Genomic DNA, 15,448 nt, shown 5'->3' with positions numbered 1-15,448 from the left:
TCGCGCCGGGTTTTTGTTGGACGGCAATCAGCCGCCATACTGTTCGTCGGAGACCGCCTCGAGCCACTCGGCATGGACGCCGTCCAGCGCTTCCTGCATGGCGACATGCGTCATCATGGTCTTCGATCCGGCGCCGTGCCAGTGCTTTTCGCCCGGCGCGAAGGAGATGACGTCGCCGGCCCTGATCACCTCGATCGGCCCGCCCCACGTTTGCGCAAGCCCGGCGCCGGCCGTAACGTAGAGCGTCTGGCCGAGCGGGTGCGTGTGCCAATGCGTGCGGGCGCCCGATTCGAAACTGACCAGGGTTGCCCTCAGCCGCGCCGGCGCCTCCTTCTCGATGATCGGCGTCTGCAGCACCTTGCCGGTGAAATACTTTTCAGGCGCGATGATCGTCGGCACGCTGCCGCACGCAATGATCTTCATCGTAGAAACTCTCAAATCGTTAGGGACCGTCCGCCGCAGCGGGAGGTCATTTTCTTGCTATATGGCGACCGACGCAATCGCCTTTGAGCGCTTGAGCCACCGGGCTGTTCGAAACCGAGCACAAAACCAAAGCCGGCGCATTTCCTATTTTCCTTGCCCTCTCCGCTAACCCGTGTGACGATGGCCTTGGCAGGTGGTGAGCAACAACCCCGCCCGCGACGGCTGAACAGGCCGGCCGCCGCTCCCAGGGAAACGCCTGAGTGGAGGTCAGCCATGGGTAATCGCGCCGGAGGACGACGCACGGGACCGAAATGCATCGCCATAGTCGGTCCCTTCGCAAGCGGTAAGACGACACTTCTTGAAGCTATCCTCGCCCGCACGGGCGCCATTCCCCGCCAGAATCCCGTCTCATCGGGCAACACGGTTTCCGATCATTCGCCAGAAGCCCGCGCCCACGCCATGAGCGTCGAGGCGACCTTTGCCACGACGGAATTCATGGGCGAGCAGTTCACCTTCGTCGATTGCCCCGGTTCCATCGAGTTCGCCTTCGAGGCGGAGCCGGTGCTTGCCGCCTGCGATGTCGCCGTGGTCGTGGCCGAAGCGGACGAAAAGAAGATACCCGCGCTTCAGCTCATCATGCGCAAGCTCGACGATCTCGGCGTGCCGCGCATCCTGTTCCTCAACAAGGTGGACAAGGCGGTCGCCGGCGTGCGCGAGACGCTAAAGATGCTGCAGCCGGCCAGTTCGGCGCCGCTGCTGCTGCGCCAGATTCCGTTGCGCAAGGATGGTGTCGTCATCGGCTCGATCGATCTGGCCTTGGAGCGCGCCTATGTCTACCGCGAATATGCCGAAAGCCAGGTCGCCGAGATTCCGGACGACGACAAGGCGCGCGAGCTCGAGGCACGGTTCTCGATGCTGGAGACGCTGGCCGACCATGACGACCAGCTGATGGAGCAGTTGCTGGAGGAGATCGAGCCGCCGAAGGACGCGATCTTCGATGACCTTGCCGCTGACCTGCGCGCCGGCTCGGTGACGCCGGTGCTGATCGGTACCGCCGAGAAGGGCAACGGTGTGCTGCGCCTGTTGAAGGCTATCCGCCACGACGCGCCTGACGTCGAGGCGACGCGCAAGCGCCTTGGCGCGCCTGATGGCAGCCAGACGGTCGTGCAGGTGATGAAGACCATCCACACCGCGCATGGCGGCAAACTGTCTATTTCGCGTGTGCTTTCCGGCCAGGTGGCCGACGCGGCCGAACTCTTCCTCTCCAGCGGCGACACGACGAAGGTCTCCGGCATCTACAAGATGCTTGGCAAAGACCAGTTGAAGCTGCCGTCGGCCAAGGCTGGCGATACCGTCGCGCTCGGCAAGCTCGACAATGTCAGGACCGGCCAAACGCTGAGTTCGGCCAAGGGCGGCATCAAGCCGCTGATCGTGCTGGAGCCCCCGCAACCGGTGTTCGCATTCGCTTTGCGCCCCAAGGAGCGCAAGGACGAGGTCAAGATGTCGGCAGCGATCCAGAGGCTAGCCGAGGAAGACCCCTCGCTCAGCCTGCACCACAACCAGGACTCCGCGGAGACCGTATTGTCGGGCCATGGCGAAATGCACCTGCGCGTCGTGCGCGAGCGGCTGGAGGGCAAGAACCAGATCCCGATCGATGGCCACTCGCCGGCGGTTCCCTATCGCGAGACGATCCGCAAATCCGCACAGCAGCGCGGCCGCCACAAGAAACAGTCGGGCGGCCACGGCCAGTTCGGCGACGTGGTGATCGAGATCAAACCGCTGCCGCGCGGCACGGGTTTCCAGTTCACCGACACCATCACCGGCGGCGTCGTGCCAAAAACCTACATCCAGTCGGTGGAGACCGGCATCCGCGACTATCTGAAATCCGGTCCGCTCGGCTTCCCGGTGGTCGATGTCGCCGTCAACCTTTCGGATGGCTCCTATCATGCGGTCGACTCGTCCGACATGGCCTTCCAGATGGCGGCCAAGCTGGCGATGAAGGAAGGCATGGCGGCCTGTTCGCCGGTTCTGCTGGAACCGATCATGAAGGTCGAGATCGTCACGCCTTCAGATGCGACTTCGAGGATTATCGCTTTGATCCCGCAGCGGCGCGGCCAGATCCTTGGCTATGACGCGCGGCCCGGCTGGCCGGGCTGGGACGTGGTCGAAGCGACCATGCCCCAGGCCGAGATCGGCGACCTGATCATCGAGCTGCGCTCGGCGACGGCAGGCGTCGCCAGCTACAAGGCCGTCTTCGACCATATGGCCGAGCTGACCGGGCGCCTCGCCGACGAGGCGATGAACGCCAACGGCAAGGCCGCCTGATCGGATCTTGTTGAAGACGCGAAAACGGCGCCCGGATCGTCCGGGCGCCGTTCTTATTGCGGACTGTCTTCCTTGGGAGGCAACGGCAGGTCCGCCGCATCAGGAAATGGATCGGACGCGGTAGCTGCCTGAGCCCGGCCTGTCCGAGTGATGCCCCCATCTCCCGGACCGACCAACCGCGTCCTATGATCTACCTAATCGATAGAGTGCGTCTGCGACATGTTACCCGATGTTACATGTCACTGTTACGCGGGCCGCGCGCACGCATTTCTGGTGTCGGCGTGACTTCGGCGCAACAAAAAAGCCGGATCAATAAAGATCCGGCTGAGTTTGATTGGAAGTGCCGATTAGGGCTAACCTCCAGAGGGGAACACTCGAGGGCGCTAATGGGAGGAGAACGCGCCCTGGAGATGAACTATATATGTGCTCATCATGCTCAAGAAACAAGCATCTATTTTGCAACACACGCATGCAAAAAGAGGTAGGCTGTGGTCTAATCCGTCGCGAGAACCGATAGGACCAGAAAAAATCGCCGAATCCAGAGCCGTTCCGGACTGAAAGCGATCGCTGATATGGAAACCGGGTCAGATTCCGGTGCCGAAATACGGTAAATTCACAATGATGCGAACTTGGGCTGGTCGCGTTTATTTCTGCGGCAGGAGAGCCCGATGCGAACTTTTTCGGCAATTGCCGGCAGCGCCTTGATCTTTGTCTCCGTCCCGGGCGCGCTGTCTCCGGCTGGCTGCCCCACGCCATGGCGCGCTTAAGTCCCTGTCGTGGGCCAGGTCAGGCCGGCACCACCCGAACATCGGCAGGTCCTGCTAGTAGGACCAACTGCGCGCCTTGGCGATGATGAAATCGCGGAACACATGCAGCTTCGCCTGGTTCTTCATCGCGTCGGGATAGGCGAAATAGGTGTCGAAGGACGGCACCTCGGTTTCGGGCAGCAACTGGACGAGGTTCGAGTCCTTGTTGATGACGTAGTCGGGCAGCATGGCGATGCCGGCGCCGCCCTGGACCGCGCGCTTTATAGACAGGATGTCGTTGATCTGCAGCGTCGGCACCCTTTGCCCGCCTTCGAAATCGCCCACCGTCTCCAGCCAGTTCAGCTCCGACAGATGCGAGGGCACCGGCACGCCGAAGGTGACGATCCGGTGGTTCCTGAGCTCGGCGATCGAGGCCGGTTTGCCGAACTTCGCCACGTAGGAAGGCGACGCATAAAGGTGGAAATGCACCGTGAACAGCCGGCGCTGGATAAGATCCGGCTGCTGCGGCTGGCGCAGGCGGATGGCGCAATCGGCTTGGCGCATGGTGAGGTCGAGCTCCTCGTTGGCGAGGATGAGCTGCAGGCTGATCTCGGGGTAGAGCTCAATGAATTCCTGCACGCGCTCGGTCAGCCAGCCGGCCCCGAGCCCCACCGTTGTCGTGACCCTCAGCACGCCGGACGGGCGATCCTTGGTCTCGGTCAGCCGCGACTTGATCGTCTCCAGCTTCATCAGCACGTCATGTGCCGTGCGGAACAGCATCTCGCCCTGCTCGGTCAACACGAGGCCACGCGCGTGGCGATGGAACAGCGCCACGCCGACGTCATGCTCCAGTGCGCTGACCTGCCGCGAGATCGCCGACTGCGACAGATGCAGCGTTTCGGCGGCATGGGTAAACGACCCAGCCTCCGCCGCAGCGTGAAACACGCGTAGCTTGTCCCAGTCCAGCGCCATGATTCCCCTCGTGTTGCCTTTGGCGTCTGAATGAAAAATCAGGCTTTTAAACGGCTTTTTTCAGCCGATCGATTATTCCGCCGCTTCGCGGTGAACCTCGATCCCCGCCAGATATTTCTCCGCCTCGAGCGCGGCCATGCAACCGAGCCCGGCAGCTGTAACCGCTTGCCGGTAGACATCGTCGGTGACGTCGCCGGCGGCGAAAACGCCGGGAACGTCGGTACGGGTCGAATCGGGCGCCGTCCACAGATAGCCGTTCGGCTTCTGCTTCAGCTTGCCGATGAAAAGCTCGACCGCCGGCGCATGGCCGATCGCGACAAAGACGCCATCGACCTGCAGCCGCGACACTTCGCCCGTCACCACATTGCGCAGCTTCAAGCCGTCGACCGAAGGCGGCAGCGGTGCCTTGCCCGGCTGCCCGGTGATCTCGTCGACGACGCTATCCCAGATGATGCGGACATTGTCCTTCTTGAACAGCCGCTCGCGCAGGATACGCTCGGCGCGGAAATCGTTGCGGCGGTGAATCACGGTGACGCTCTTGGCGAGGTTGGCGAGGTAGAGCGCCTCCTCCACCGCCGAATTGCCGCCGCCGACCACGGCGACATCCTTGCCGCGATAGAAGAAGCCGTCGCAGGTGGCGCAGGCCGAGACGCCGAAGCCCATGAACGTCTGCTCGGACGGGATACCCAGCCACTTGGCTTGCGCGCCGGTGGCGATGATCAAAGCGTCGGCGGTGTAGACGGTGCCGGAATCGCCGGTGGCGCGAAACGGCCGCACGTTGAGGTCGACCTCGGTGATGATGTCGTTGACGATCTCGGTGCCGACATGCTCGGCCTGCTTGAGCATCTGCTCCATCAGCCAGGGGCCCTGGATCGGATCGGCGAAGCCCGGATAGTTTTCGACGTCGGTGGTGATCATCAACTGACCGCCCTGCTGCAGGCCGGCGACAAGCATCGGCTTCAGCATGGCGCGGGCGGCATAGATCGCCGCGGTGTAGCCGGCCGGCCCGGAGCCGATGATGAGAACGGGCGCGTGTTTGGTGTTCATGAAAAAGTCCCCTGCGGCGCGAGGGCCGTGGTTTTGTTGCCGGTAATGTAAGTGCTGCCCGCCAAGCCAGCAAGGCAGCTTGGCCTTCGTCCCCGGAAAGCTTCATAGCGGTATACAGGGCCATATCGCAGCCAGTTGCAGAAAAATCATCGCAAAGGGATGGCCTCGCGCGCGAAACCAAATTACAAAATCGCGAAAGATTCTTGCGCGAAAGCCGATCATGCCGCTCAAAGCCGATCTCGACGCCATCGACTGGAAGATCCTGCGAGAGCTGCAGAGTGACGGTCGTATGACCAATGTCGAGTTGTCCGGCCGCGTCGGCATCTCGGCGCCGCCTTGCCTGCGCCGCGTCAGGCGACTGGAAGAGGCCGGCATCATCCGCGGTTACCGTGCGCTCCTCAATGCGCCGGCGCTCGGCATGGATGTCGTCGCCTTCTGCCTGATCGGCCTGCACCATCAGGCCGACGCCGAGCTCAAGGCTTTTGCCGAGCGGACGAGGGGCTGGCCGATCGTTCGCGATGCCTGGATGGTGTCGGGCGAGTCCGATTTCCTGCTGCATTCCGTGGCAAGCGACCTCGGCACCTTCCAGACCTTCGTCATCGAGGAGCTCGCCTCGGCGCCCAATGTCGACACGGTGCGCACCGCGCTGACCATCCGCCGGGTCAAGGACGAGGGGCTGGTCGCCTTTCCGGCTTAATGCGCCGGCTTCCGATGAAGCCGCTGGAAAAACAGCGATTTGGCGATCAATCTTGAATCAATGTGGGATCAGAGCGACCGTATCGCGGTCAGCAGGCTCTCTAGGTCCTGCGCCCCGCGCAGCGGCAAAACCGAAAGCCCGCCCATCGCCATGGCTTCACCATCGACAAGCCAGCCGCGCTCCAGGCCGGCGCGCTGGCCTGCTTCCATGTCGGCCGGCTTGTCGCCGACGATCAGCGATCGCTTGAGATCGAGGCCGAGGCGGCGCCCTGCCTCGAGCAGCATGCCCGGATTGGGCTTGCGCATCGCATGATCGGCGATCGCCAGCGGGCCCGAACCGGCCTCGTGGTAGGCGCAGGCCAGCACCATGTCGACGGCTGCGTTCTTCTCGGCAAGCAGTTCGAGCACCCGCTGATTGACCCGGGCGAAGGCGTCCCAGCCAAAATAGCCGCGCGCGATACCGGACTGATTAGTGATGAGGATGACCGGAATGCCGCGCCGATTCGCGGCTTCTATGGCAGGCGCGATACCGTCGCGCAGCACCATGGCGTCCGGATCGTCAGGATAGCCGGTATCGATATTGATGGTGCCGTCACGGTCTAGAAACAGTGCCGGCAGGCCAGCCGGAAACGCCTTGGCGCCAATCCGCTCGATCCACAGGCCAGGCTCGACGAGCGGAAAATCCCCTTCGCGGTCAGCCATTGCTGAGACGCGCTTCGACCGCCTCGCACAGGTGGTGATAGAGGCAGAGATGCCCCTGCTGGATGATCGGCGTCGAGGTCGACGGCACGTTGAGCAAGATGTCCGTGAGCGGCTTGAGCTTGCCGCCGGTGTCGCCGGTGAGGCTGATCACCGTCATGCCCATGGCCCGCGCCTGCTCGGCGGCGGCAAGGATGCTCGGCGAATTGCCGCTGGTGGAGATAGCGAGCAATACCGCGCCTTCCGACCCATGCGCCTCGACCTGGCGTGAGAAGACGGTGTCGAAGCCGTAGTCGTTGCCCCAGGCGGTCAGCACCGCCGCATTGGCCGGCAGCGCGATGACATTGTAGGCCTTGCGCTCTTTAAGAAACCGGCCGACCAGTTCGCCGGCGATGTGGATGGCGTCGCTCGCCGAGCCGCCATTGCCGCAGATCAGCAGCGCCTTGCCGTGTGACAGCGCCTTCACGACCGCGCTCACCGCGCGCTCCATCTCGCCGGTGAGATCGCGCTCGACCATTGCCGAGATCGCCGCCGCGGAGCGGACCAGATAGTCGTTCAGCTCGGACATGAAACCCTCAATTCGCGCCGCCGGCGCGCAGCTTGCCGATGGTTTTGGTGGTGCTCTTGCCGGCGACGAGGTCGACCAGCACCACACGCCCGCCCGCGTTCTGCACCACGTCGGCGCCGACCACGGTCTCGATCGTGTAATCCGCGCCCTTGACCAGGATGTCGGGCAGAAGCGCCTCGATCAGCTTGAGCGGCGTGTCTTCCTCGAAGACGACAACGGCATCGACCGAGGCGAGCGCCGCGAGCACGCAGGCGCGGTCGTGCTGGTCGTTGACCGGACGTCCGGGCCCTTTCAGCCGGCGCACCGAGGCGTCGCTGTTCAAGCCGAGCACCAGCCGGTCGCATCGGCTGCGCGCGGCGTGCAGCAGGCTGACATGGCCGGCATGCAGAATGTCGAAGCAGCCATTGGTGAAGCCAACCGACAGCCCCTCCTCTTTCCAGGCCGCCACCATCCTGGCCGCCGCATTGGCGTCGAGAATGGCGTCCTTGTGGGCGACCGGTCCATGCGAGCGGAACAGCGCGCCGGAAAGCTCCTCCACTGTCAGCCGCGCCGTGCCGCGCTTGCCAACGACCACGCCGCCGGCGGCATTGGCGATTGTAGCAGCCTGCACCCGGTCGGCGCCCGCGGCGAGCGACAGCGCGAAGGTGGCGATGACCGTGTCGCCGGCGCCGGAGACGTCGAACACTTCGCGCGCCTGCGTGGAGATATGGCGGGCATCCTCCGCGGAGACCACGCTCATGCCCTTTTCGCTGCGCGTCGCGACGATGAACTCGAAGTCATGCGCGGCAATCAGGTCGCGTGCCGCAGCGACGATCTCGTCATCGCCGAAGACCGGGCGTCCGACCGCCTCGCCGAGTTCCTTGCGGTTGGGCGTGACCGCCGTCGCCCCGGCATAGCGCGCATAGTCGCGGCCCTTCGGGTCGATCAGCACCGGTTTTCCGGCATCGCGGCAGATCGCGATCAGTTCGGCCGCCACGCCGTCGAGCAGGATGCCCTTGCCGTAGTCGGACAGGATGACGATATCGGCGCGCGCAAGGGCAGCCTGGAAATGCTCGACAAGCGTCGCCCGCTCGCCACTGGACAACGGTTTGATTTCCTCCTCGTCGAAACGCAGCACCTGCTGGTTAAGCGCGCTGAAGCGGCTCTTCGACGAGGTCATGCGGTCCTGCCGCTGTGCAAGGCCGTCCGTATCGGCGCCAAGATCGCCGAGCATGCGCATGAGATTGTCGCCGGCCTGGTCGGCGCCGATCACGGAGACCGGGATGGCGGCGCCGCCCAGTGAGACGATGTTGGAAACGACGTTGCCGGCGCCGCCCAGCGCCACCACCTCGCCCCGCCCATGCAGCACCGGGATCGGCGCTTCAGGCGAGATCCGCTCGATGACGCCGTTGACGAAACGGTCGAGGATGAAATCGCCGACCACCAGCGCGGTGACCTCGCCGAAGTGGGCGATGGTGCGATGCAAGGGCTCCGGGGAAGGCAGATGGTGCTTGATCATCTCACTGGGACGCGCCGAAAAAGGCGGTTCTTGATCGGGGTTGCAGCGCCGGAAACCGGCGCTCTTCATTCTTCGCGATGCCGATATACCGCAATCGGGGCCAGCGCAACGGCGGCCGTATGGCGCACGGCCAAGGCGCCGGACGAATCAGCTCTTCTGCAAGGCGACATGGACGCCGAGACCGACAAGCACGGCGCCACCTGCGCGCTGCATAAGGCGCTGCGCGCGACCGGAGCGCCGCAGGCGCGCAATCATCGCGCCGGCGAGAAAGACGCAAACGATGTCGGCCGACGAGAACATCAGGTTGACGACGGTTCCCAGCACCACGAACTGCAGCCAAACCGGAAAGGTCGCCGAGGCATCGATGAACTGCGGCAGGAACGCCATGAAGAAGATGGCTGTCTTGGGATTGAGCACCTCGACCGTGATGCTTTCCAAAAAGGCGCGACGCGCCGATTTTCGCTCGATCACAGGGAGCGTGCCGCTTCCCTCGATCTTGGCGCGGAACAGCGAAACACCGAGCCAGATCAGGTACAGCGCGCCGACAAGTTTGACCGCCATGTAAAGCGGCGGCACGGCATGGAACAACACCGACAGTCCGGTTGCGGCGGCAAGGACATGGACATAGCCGCCGAGATGGATGCCGAGCGCCGCCGTCAGCCCCGACCAACGCCCGCGCGCCATGGTCTGCGCGGCGGCATAGAGCATGGCCGGTCCGGGAATGTAGGCGAAGATAGCCGAGGTGACGAAGAAGGCGATAAGCAGTTCGGTCGACGGCATCTTGATCCCTCACGATAGGAGCCGACTGAAGCGGGAGCTTTGCGGCCTCACTGTGGCGACGAACCGGTCTGCCCTGATTGGCAAGAACGCGGGCCATGAACTTGTCATGGTCGATGACCGCGCGCTCGTGGAAACCTTCGCCGATCAATCCATTCTCGTCGCTGCACGATACCTTGAAGCGCAGCGTTCGCCCCTGCACCGCGACAAGCTCGACATCGGCGGTGACGGTCATGCCGACGGGTGTCGCGGCGACATGGCTGACGTCGACATGGGTGCCTACGGTTCTCTCATGGCTGCTCAGGAACGGACGCAATGCCTCGACGCATGCCCATTCGATGAAGCCGACCATGAAGGCGGTGGCGAAAACCGGCGGCATGTCGCCGAAACCCGCAAAGGCCGTTGTCATTGCCGGAACCGTCAGGGAGTCGTCGACCCGCAGGGTTTGAACGTGGCGAAGGCCGGGCTTTAAATCGGATGTCATGGCTATACCAACGGCAAGAACGCACACCGACGGCTCATGCCACGGCCCTCAAAGGCACCATAGCTTGCTTCGACCGAAGACGTACCGTTCGGCGCGCCAGAGCTTATCTCGCGAGCCGTTCTGCCGATCCATCCCTACATTCGTCGTAGCCGATGCTCCACAACCGGGGACCTTTTATCGACACCTGCTCGCGCCTCCCCTATAAGGGCCGGAATCGGCAACGAAACAAGGCTCACAAGGATGATCATCGTCACGGGCGGCGCCGGCATGATCGGCTCCAACATCGTCGCCGCGCTGAATGCCGAAGGCCATGACGATATCTTGGTCGTCGACGATCTGACCGACGGCCACAAGATCGCCAATCTGGCCGATCTCCGCATTACCGACTATCTCGACAAGGACGAGCTTCCGGCCCGGCTCGAGGATGGCGGGCTGGGCCGCATCGAGGCCGTCTTCCATCAGGGCGCCTGCTCGACCACCACCGAATGGAACGGCAAGTTCATGATGGACGTGAACTACGCTCATTCGAAGCGCCTGCTGCACGCCTGCCTGGCGCTGCGGGTGCCCTTCCTCTATGCCTCCTCGGCTTCGGTCTATGGCGGCGGCAGCGAGTTTCGCGAAGAGCCCGAATTCGAGCGGCCGCTCAATGTCTACGCCTATTCGAAGAAGCTGTTCGACGACTATGTCCGCCGCAATGTCTTCGACACCGATCACTCGCAGGTCGCCGGCCTGCGCTATTTCAACGTCTACGGGCCGCGCGAGGCGCACAAGGGGGCCATGGCCTCGGTTGCCTTCCATTTGTTCAACCAGGTCGAGCAGGGCCAGAACCCGAAGCTGTTCGGCGCCTATGGCGGGTTCGGCCCCGGCGAGCAGAGCCGCGACTTCATCCATGTCGGCGACGTCGCCGACGTCAATCTATGGCTATGGAAGCGGGGCTCAAGCGGCATCTTCAACTGCGGCACCGGCCGCGCCCAGCCGTTCCGCGCCATTGCCGAGACGGTGATCGACACGCTCGGCAAGGGTGAGATCGAGTTCGTTCCCTTCCCCGAACACCTGAAGGGCAGCTATCAGAGTTTTACCGAGGCGGATATGTCCCGCTTACGCGCGGCCGGCTACAATGGCCAATTCCGCACCGTCGAAACCGGCGTCAGAGACTATGTCCAATGGCTGAAAGCCCAACGATCCTCGTGATCGGCCCACGCTGGGTGGGCGACATGGTCATGGCCCAGTGCCTGTTCGCCGCGCTGAAGGAAAAGCATCCGAATGCGGCCATCGACGTGCTCGCGCCGGCTTGGGCAGCGCCCCTGGTCAAACGCATGCCCGAAATACGCTCCCAGATCGACTTTCCACTGATGCCCGGCACGCTCGAATTCCGCAGCCGCAGGCGCTTCGGTCGCCTGCTGCGCGGCCGCTACGACATGGCCTATGTGCTGCCGGGGAGTTGGAAATCGGCGCTGATCCCGTTCTTCGCCCGGATTCCGCGCCGCGTCGGCCATCTGAGGGAAATGCGCTACGGCCTGCTGACCGACATCGTTCCGCTGCCCGATGCGGTGAAGCGGCGCACGGCTCAGGCCTATTTCGGCCTGGCGCGCGGCGGCACCTTTCGCCCGCCGAAGCTCACCGTCGATATGGCCAATCAGGCCGATCTGCTGGCGCGGTTCGGGCTGGGTGCAAAAGAATTCGTCGCCCTGTTGCCGGGCGCCGAGTTCGGCCCGGCGAAGCGCTGGCCGAGCGAATACTATGCCGAGCTAGCCCGCGGGATGATCGCAAAAGGCCTGGGCGTCGCTTTGCTCGGCTCGAAGAATGACGCTGAGGTCACCGGCGAGATCGCGAGGCTTGCGCCGGGCGCCGTCGACCTTGCCGGCCGGACGAAGCTGGAGGATGCCATCGACCTGATCGCCGCGGCGAAGCTAGCCGTTTCGAACGACAGCGGACTGATGCATGTGGCTGCCGCCGTCGACACGCCAATCGTCGCCGTCTATGGTTCGACCTCGCCCGAAAACACGCCGCCGCTGACCGATCGTTCGGAACTGATCTGGCTGCACCTCTCCTGCTCGCCCTGCCACAGCAAGGTCTGCCCGCTCGGCCATCTCAACTGCCTTAAGACGCTCGATGTCGCGCGGGTCGCCGCCGCCGCCGACCGGTTGCTTGAAATTCCTGCGGCCGCATGAGGGTTCTCATCGTCAAGACGTCATCGATGGGCGATGTCATCCACACCTTCCCGGCCGTCGAGGACGCGCTCCGCAATCGCCCGGACATAAGCTTCGACTGGTGCGTGGAAGAGGCCTTTGCCGCCATCGTCGCCTTGCATCCCGCGATCGGAACCATCCACAAGGTGGCGATCCGGCGCTGGCGCAAGAAGCCGTTCGACCGCGGCACATGGCGCGAGATGGCCGGCCTGCGACGTGCGTTTCGCTCGCGCCGCTATGACCTGGTCATCGATGCACAGGGGCTGTTGAAATCGGCCGTGGTCGCCAAGCAATCCGGCGCGCCGATCGCCGGCTTCGACCCCTCCAGCGCCCGCGAGCCCTCGGCGACGCTGCTTTACGAGCGCAAATACGCCGTGCCGCGCGAGTTGCACGCCATCGAGCGCACCAGACGCCTGTTCGGCCTGGCGCTGGGGTATCAGGCGGACCTCTCGACGCTCAGCTCCGGCATAGTGCCGCCGGCAGGCGGACTTTCCGGCGTCGAAGGTAAAACGGCTTTCCTGCTGCACGGCACCAGCCGCGAAGACAAGAAATGGCCGGTCGAAGACTGGGTCGAGACTGCGCGCCGATTGGTGTCGCAGCAATTTACACCGATCGTCACCTGGTCGAACGAAGCGGAGAAGCGTGTTGCCGAGGCGATCGCCGGCGCCGTGCCGGAAACGGTGCTGGTTCCGAAATCGCCGCTAGCGGATGTCGCCGCGATCCTCGGCCGGTCGACGCTCGTCATCGGCGCCGACACCGGCCTCACCCATCTCGCCAGCGCTTTCGGCCTGCCGACCGTCGCCATATTCCTGGCGACGGAGCCCGGCCTGACCGGCCCGCGCGGGCCCTATTCATCGACACTGCTGGCGCCCGCCGGCGGCAAAGTCACGCCGGCCGAAGTGATGGCTGAAGCAGAGCGGCTGCTGGCGCTCAGATCGGAAACGCCAGTCTAGCCCTCAAATAAATTGCACCTGGACGATCTCGTAACCCCGTGCGCCGCCCGGGGCGTTGACCTCGATGGCATCGCCGACTTCTTTGCCGATCAACGCGCGCGCGATCGGCGAAGAGATCGAGATACGGCCGGACTTCACGTCCGCTTCCTGGTCGCCGACGATTTGATAGGTCTTCTTTTCCTCGGTGTCCTCGTCGACGAGCACGACCGTGGCGCCGAACTTCACCTTGTCGCCGCTGAGCTTGGAGACATCGATCACCTCGGCGCGCGCGATCAGGTCCTCGAGCTCGTTGATACGGCCCTCATTGTGGCTCTGCGACTCTTTAGCCGCGTGGTACTCGGCATTTTCGGACAGGTCGCCATGCGAGCGCGCTTCGGAGATCGCCTCGATGATGCGTGGACGCTCTTCCTGCTGGCGCCAGCGCAGTTCTTCCTTCAATGACGCGAACCCCTCGCCTGTCATCGGGACCTTGATCATGATGCCTGACCTTTCCTGCCACTACCCCCGCTTTTCGGGAATAGCCTTGTCGTTGGGTACAAAAAGAAAACGGTCCGGCAGCCTCGGGCTAACGGAACCGTTTCACCACAATTTCCCTGAATATAGCGATCTCCGCGCGATTTTCACGCTCAAAAATGAAGTTCAGTAAAATCACCACCGCTTTCGCAAGGCCATCCGGCGCTAAATCCGCAATGCCGGCAGCAAAAAACCGGCTGCGATTGCTCGCAGCCGGCCTCGAAAAGCATCTGAGAAGAATCAGCTCCTCAGGAAACGCTCGATCTGCTCTGACAACATGCCGTATTCGCGCGAGCCTTTGCCGGTCCGCTTCTCGATTTCCTTGAGCTGCTCCTGCGCGCCGGCAAGATCGCCGATTTGCAGATGGGCCTCGCCGAGATATTCGCGCACCAGCGTGTAGTCGGGGTCGATGCGCAGCGCTTCCTCGTAATAGCCGAGGCCGACCGTGACACGGCCGGAATGGCGATGCGAATAGCCGAGATAGTTGAGAATGCGCGGATCCTGCTTGTTGGCGGCGAGCGCCAGCACCGAGATCGCCTCGTCGTAGCGCCCGGCCATCGCCAGATCGTGGCCTGCCTCGTAGATGCTGTCGTCATCCAGCATGCCGTACTGCGGCACGACGCATTTCTTCTTTTTCTTGTCCCAGACCTGACCCTTCTTGCATTGAGTGGTAGTCTGGCTGCCACCGCCACCGCCCTCGCCGGCGGTGAATGCAGGCGCCGCGAACAGCGGCAGGCTAACGGCAGCAGCCAAGACCTGAACAAGCAAACGTCTGCGCATCGGAGCCTCCTTGAGCGTGACAACGGCAGATTAACGCCGCTTCGATGCGGTTTCATCCCGAAAACCTGTCAAAGCCAAACTATTTGGAGGTCGGGGAGCGCATCGCCTCTGCGAACGGATGTGACGCGGGCCGCAAATCCGCTATCATCAGTCGAGCGCACGACGAGGAGAAAGGCCAGTGCAGCAGCGCCTCGAGAAGGAATGGGAGCTTTCCATCGACCCGGATACCGTGCGCCTGTTCATCCTGAAGGCCAAGGCGCTGAGCGCAGCCGTCAACGAGGACTACGACGACGGCGCCGAGCACGAGGTCGAGTTCGATGGCGACAGGCACGACAATCATCATCACGACGGCCTTGTCGAGGAGGCATCGGAAGACCTCACCGAGGAGGAGTTCCGCGAGCTGATCAACGACCTCAACGTCGATGAAGCGGCCGAGCTCGTAGCGTTGGCCTGGGTGGGCCGCGGCGACCACGAAGCTTCCGAATGGGTCGACGCGGTGGCGGCCGCGCGCGAGCGCGCCAACAAGCGCACCGCAAAGTACCTGCTCGGGCTGCCGCAGCTCGCCGATTGGCTGGAGGAAGGCCTGGAGGCGATCGGCGCGTAACGAACCGGTAACCGATTTTGATCGCAGCGCCGCGGCGTTCAAGGCAACCTTGCGATGCCCGGCCCGTTTCCGGCCGATGGCGAGGCTGAGCTTTTCCGGATTTTGCAGACTGGCGCTGCCTTTGGCGGCGGGGATTTTGCTGGTCACGCCGGCCGATGCCAAGCATCGTCACAG

Annotated in this window: 16 protein-coding genes; 7 read left to right on the top strand and 9 right to left on the bottom strand. The window is 63.6% G+C overall.

Annotation, left to right across the window (positions count from 1 at the left end):
- Nucleotides 1-27: 27 nt before the first annotated feature.
- The gene (locus CK221_RS08130; protein ID WP_095777341.1) at nt 28-423 is read right to left on the bottom strand and encodes a cupin domain-containing protein; all 396 of its coding nucleotides are present in this window, start codon (nt 421-423) and stop codon (nt 28-30) included.
- Between the two features lie 273 nt (nt 424-696).
- Between CK221_RS08130 and CK221_RS08125 the strand changes: the two genes are divergently transcribed.
- Nucleotides 697-2,748: an elongation factor G gene (locus tag CK221_RS08125; RefSeq protein ID WP_095777340.1), complete on the top strand. Its 2,052-nt coding sequence runs from the start codon at nt 697-699 to the stop codon at nt 2,746-2,748.
- An 821-nt stretch (nt 2,749-3,569) separates the two neighbouring features.
- On the opposite strand, the gene CK221_RS08120 is transcribed toward CK221_RS08125, so the two are convergent.
- Entirely contained in the window at nt 3,570-4,466 is an 897-nt protein-coding gene (locus tag CK221_RS08120) for a LysR family transcriptional regulator (protein ID WP_095777339.1), read from the bottom strand.
- 72 nt (nt 4,467-4,538) lie between these two features.
- Nucleotides 4,539-5,513, bottom strand: coding sequence for a thioredoxin-disulfide reductase (gene trxB, locus CK221_RS08115; protein ID WP_095777338.1), 975 nt, complete (start codon nt 5,511-5,513; stop codon nt 4,539-4,541).
- A gap of 220 nt (nt 5,514-5,733) precedes the next feature.
- Between trxB and CK221_RS08110 the strand changes: the two genes are divergently transcribed.
- Nucleotides 5,734-6,210 (top strand): Lrp/AsnC family transcriptional regulator, encoded by a 477-nt coding sequence (locus tag CK221_RS08110; RefSeq protein ID WP_095777337.1) that lies wholly within the window; start codon nt 5,734-5,736, stop codon nt 6,208-6,210.
- 68 nt (nt 6,211-6,278) lie between these two features.
- On the opposite strand, the gene CK221_RS08105 is transcribed toward CK221_RS08110, so the two are convergent.
- From CK221_RS08105 to CK221_RS08090, 4 genes are all read right to left on the bottom strand, one after another.
- Nucleotides 6,279-6,911 (bottom strand): HAD family hydrolase, encoded by a 633-nt coding sequence (locus CK221_RS08105; protein ID WP_095777336.1) that lies wholly within the window; start codon nt 6,909-6,911, stop codon nt 6,279-6,281.
- On the bottom strand, nt 6,904-7,476 hold the full coding sequence (locus tag CK221_RS08100; RefSeq protein ID WP_066994501.1) for an SIS domain-containing protein: 573 nt from the start codon (nt 7,474-7,476) through the stop codon (nt 6,904-6,906). The genes CK221_RS08105 and CK221_RS08100 overlap by 8 nt, the downstream gene beginning before the upstream one ends.
- 7 nt (nt 7,477-7,483) lie before the next feature.
- Complete coding sequence (gene rfaE1 / locus CK221_RS08095; protein ID WP_095777374.1) at nt 7,484-8,974, bottom strand: D-glycero-beta-D-manno-heptose-7-phosphate kinase; 1,491 nt, start codon at nt 8,972-8,974, stop codon at nt 7,484-7,486.
- 147 nt (nt 8,975-9,121) lie between these two features.
- Entirely contained in the window at nt 9,122-9,754 is a 633-nt protein-coding gene (locus CK221_RS08090) for a LysE family translocator (RefSeq protein ID WP_095777335.1), read from the bottom strand.
- Nucleotides 9,755-9,860: 106 nt separating this feature from the next.
- Between CK221_RS08090 and CK221_RS30170 the strand changes: the two genes are divergently transcribed.
- The 4 genes from CK221_RS30170 to waaC all read left to right on the top strand — a co-directional run bounded on the left by CK221_RS30170 (nt 9,861) and on the right by waaC (nt 13,377).
- Nucleotides 9,861-10,223, top strand: a complete 363-nt coding sequence (locus tag CK221_RS30170; protein WP_179295092.1) for a hypothetical protein — start codon at nt 9,861-9,863, stop codon at nt 10,221-10,223.
- Nucleotides 10,224-10,475: 252 nt separating this feature from the next.
- A complete protein-coding gene (rfaD, locus tag CK221_RS08080; protein ID WP_095777334.1) occupies nt 10,476-11,426 on the top strand; it encodes an ADP-glyceromanno-heptose 6-epimerase in 951 nt (316 codons plus the stop codon).
- The gene (gene waaF, locus CK221_RS08075) at nt 11,399-12,406 is read left to right on the top strand and encodes a lipopolysaccharide heptosyltransferase II (RefSeq protein ID WP_095777333.1); all 1,008 of its coding nucleotides are present in this window, start codon (nt 11,399-11,401) and stop codon (nt 12,404-12,406) included. Before rfaD ends, waaF begins: the two co-directional genes overlap by 28 nt.
- On the top strand, nt 12,403-13,377 hold the full coding sequence (waaC, locus tag CK221_RS08070; RefSeq protein ID WP_095777332.1) for a lipopolysaccharide heptosyltransferase I: 975 nt from the start codon (nt 12,403-12,405) through the stop codon (nt 13,375-13,377). The genes waaF and waaC overlap by 4 nt, the downstream gene beginning before the upstream one ends.
- 3 nt (nt 13,378-13,380) lie before the next feature.
- Here the strand turns inward: waaC and greA are convergent, their stop codons facing one another.
- Nucleotides 13,381-13,854 (bottom strand): transcription elongation factor GreA, encoded by a 474-nt coding sequence (gene greA, locus CK221_RS08065; protein WP_027168132.1) that lies wholly within the window; start codon nt 13,852-13,854, stop codon nt 13,381-13,383.
- Between the two features lie 276 nt (nt 13,855-14,130).
- The gene (locus CK221_RS08060) at nt 14,131-14,670 is read right to left on the bottom strand and encodes a tetratricopeptide repeat protein (RefSeq protein WP_095777331.1); all 540 of its coding nucleotides are present in this window, start codon (nt 14,668-14,670) and stop codon (nt 14,131-14,133) included.
- Nucleotides 14,671-14,848: 178 nt separating this feature from the next.
- Here CK221_RS08060 and CK221_RS08055 point away from each other — a divergent pair, with 178 nt between their 5' ends.
- Nucleotides 14,849-15,274 (top strand): DUF3775 domain-containing protein, encoded by a 426-nt coding sequence (locus tag CK221_RS08055; protein ID WP_095777330.1) that lies wholly within the window; start codon nt 14,849-14,851, stop codon nt 15,272-15,274.
- The last annotated feature ends 174 nt before the right edge of the window (nt 15,275-15,448 follow it).

This window comes from Mesorhizobium sp. WSM3868 (genome assembly GCF_002294785.1).
Lineage (GTDB): Bacteria > Pseudomonadota > Alphaproteobacteria > Rhizobiales > Rhizobiaceae > Mesorhizobium.
The sequence above is the reverse complement of the archived record's forward strand: the minus strand, read 5'-3'. Positions and strand labels throughout refer to the sequence as shown.

Excerpts from the sequence above, each read along its gene's own strand:
- greA (WP_027168132.1), bottom strand. The coding sequence starts at position 13,854 with ATGATCAAGGTCCCGATGACAGGCGAGGGGTTCGCGTCATTGAAGGAA.
- CK221_RS08090 (WP_095777335.1), bottom strand. The coding sequence starts at position 9,754 with ATGCCGTCGACCGAACTGCTTATCGCCTTCTTCGTCACCTCGGCTATC.
- CK221_RS08110 (WP_095777337.1), top strand. The coding sequence starts at position 5,734 with ATGCCGCTCAAAGCCGATCTCGACGCCATCGACTGGAAGATCCTGCGA.
- rfaD (WP_095777334.1), top strand. The coding sequence starts at position 10,476 with ATGATCATCGTCACGGGCGGCGCCGGCATGATCGGCTCCAACATCGTC.
- waaC (WP_095777332.1), top strand. The coding sequence starts at position 12,403 with ATGAGGGTTCTCATCGTCAAGACGTCATCGATGGGCGATGTCATCCAC.
- trxB (WP_095777338.1), bottom strand. The coding sequence starts at position 5,513 with ATGAACACCAAACACGCGCCCGTTCTCATCATCGGCTCCGGGCCGGCC.
- waaF (WP_095777333.1), top strand. The coding sequence starts at position 11,399 with ATGGCTGAAAGCCCAACGATCCTCGTGATCGGCCCACGCTGGGTGGGC.
- CK221_RS08105 (WP_095777336.1), bottom strand. The coding sequence starts at position 6,911 with ATGGCTGACCGCGAAGGGGATTTTCCGCTCGTCGAGCCTGGCCTGTGG.
- CK221_RS08060 (WP_095777331.1), bottom strand. The coding sequence starts at position 14,670 with ATGCGCAGACGTTTGCTTGTTCAGGTCTTGGCTGCTGCCGTTAGCCTG.
- CK221_RS08100 (WP_066994501.1), bottom strand. The coding sequence starts at position 7,476 with ATGTCCGAGCTGAACGACTATCTGGTCCGCTCCGCGGCGGCGATCTCG.
- CK221_RS08120 (WP_095777339.1), bottom strand. The coding sequence starts at position 4,466 with ATGGCGCTGGACTGGGACAAGCTACGCGTGTTTCACGCTGCGGCGGAG.
- CK221_RS08125 (WP_095777340.1), top strand. The coding sequence starts at position 697 with ATGGGTAATCGCGCCGGAGGACGACGCACGGGACCGAAATGCATCGCC.
- CK221_RS08130 (WP_095777341.1), bottom strand. The coding sequence starts at position 423 with ATGAAGATCATTGCGTGCGGCAGCGTGCCGACGATCATCGCGCCTGAA.
- rfaE1 (WP_095777374.1), bottom strand. The coding sequence starts at position 8,974 with ATGATCAAGCACCATCTGCCTTCCCCGGAGCCCTTGCATCGCACCATC.
- CK221_RS30170 (WP_179295092.1), top strand. The coding sequence starts at position 9,861 with ATGGTCGATGACCGCGCGCTCGTGGAAACCTTCGCCGATCAATCCATT.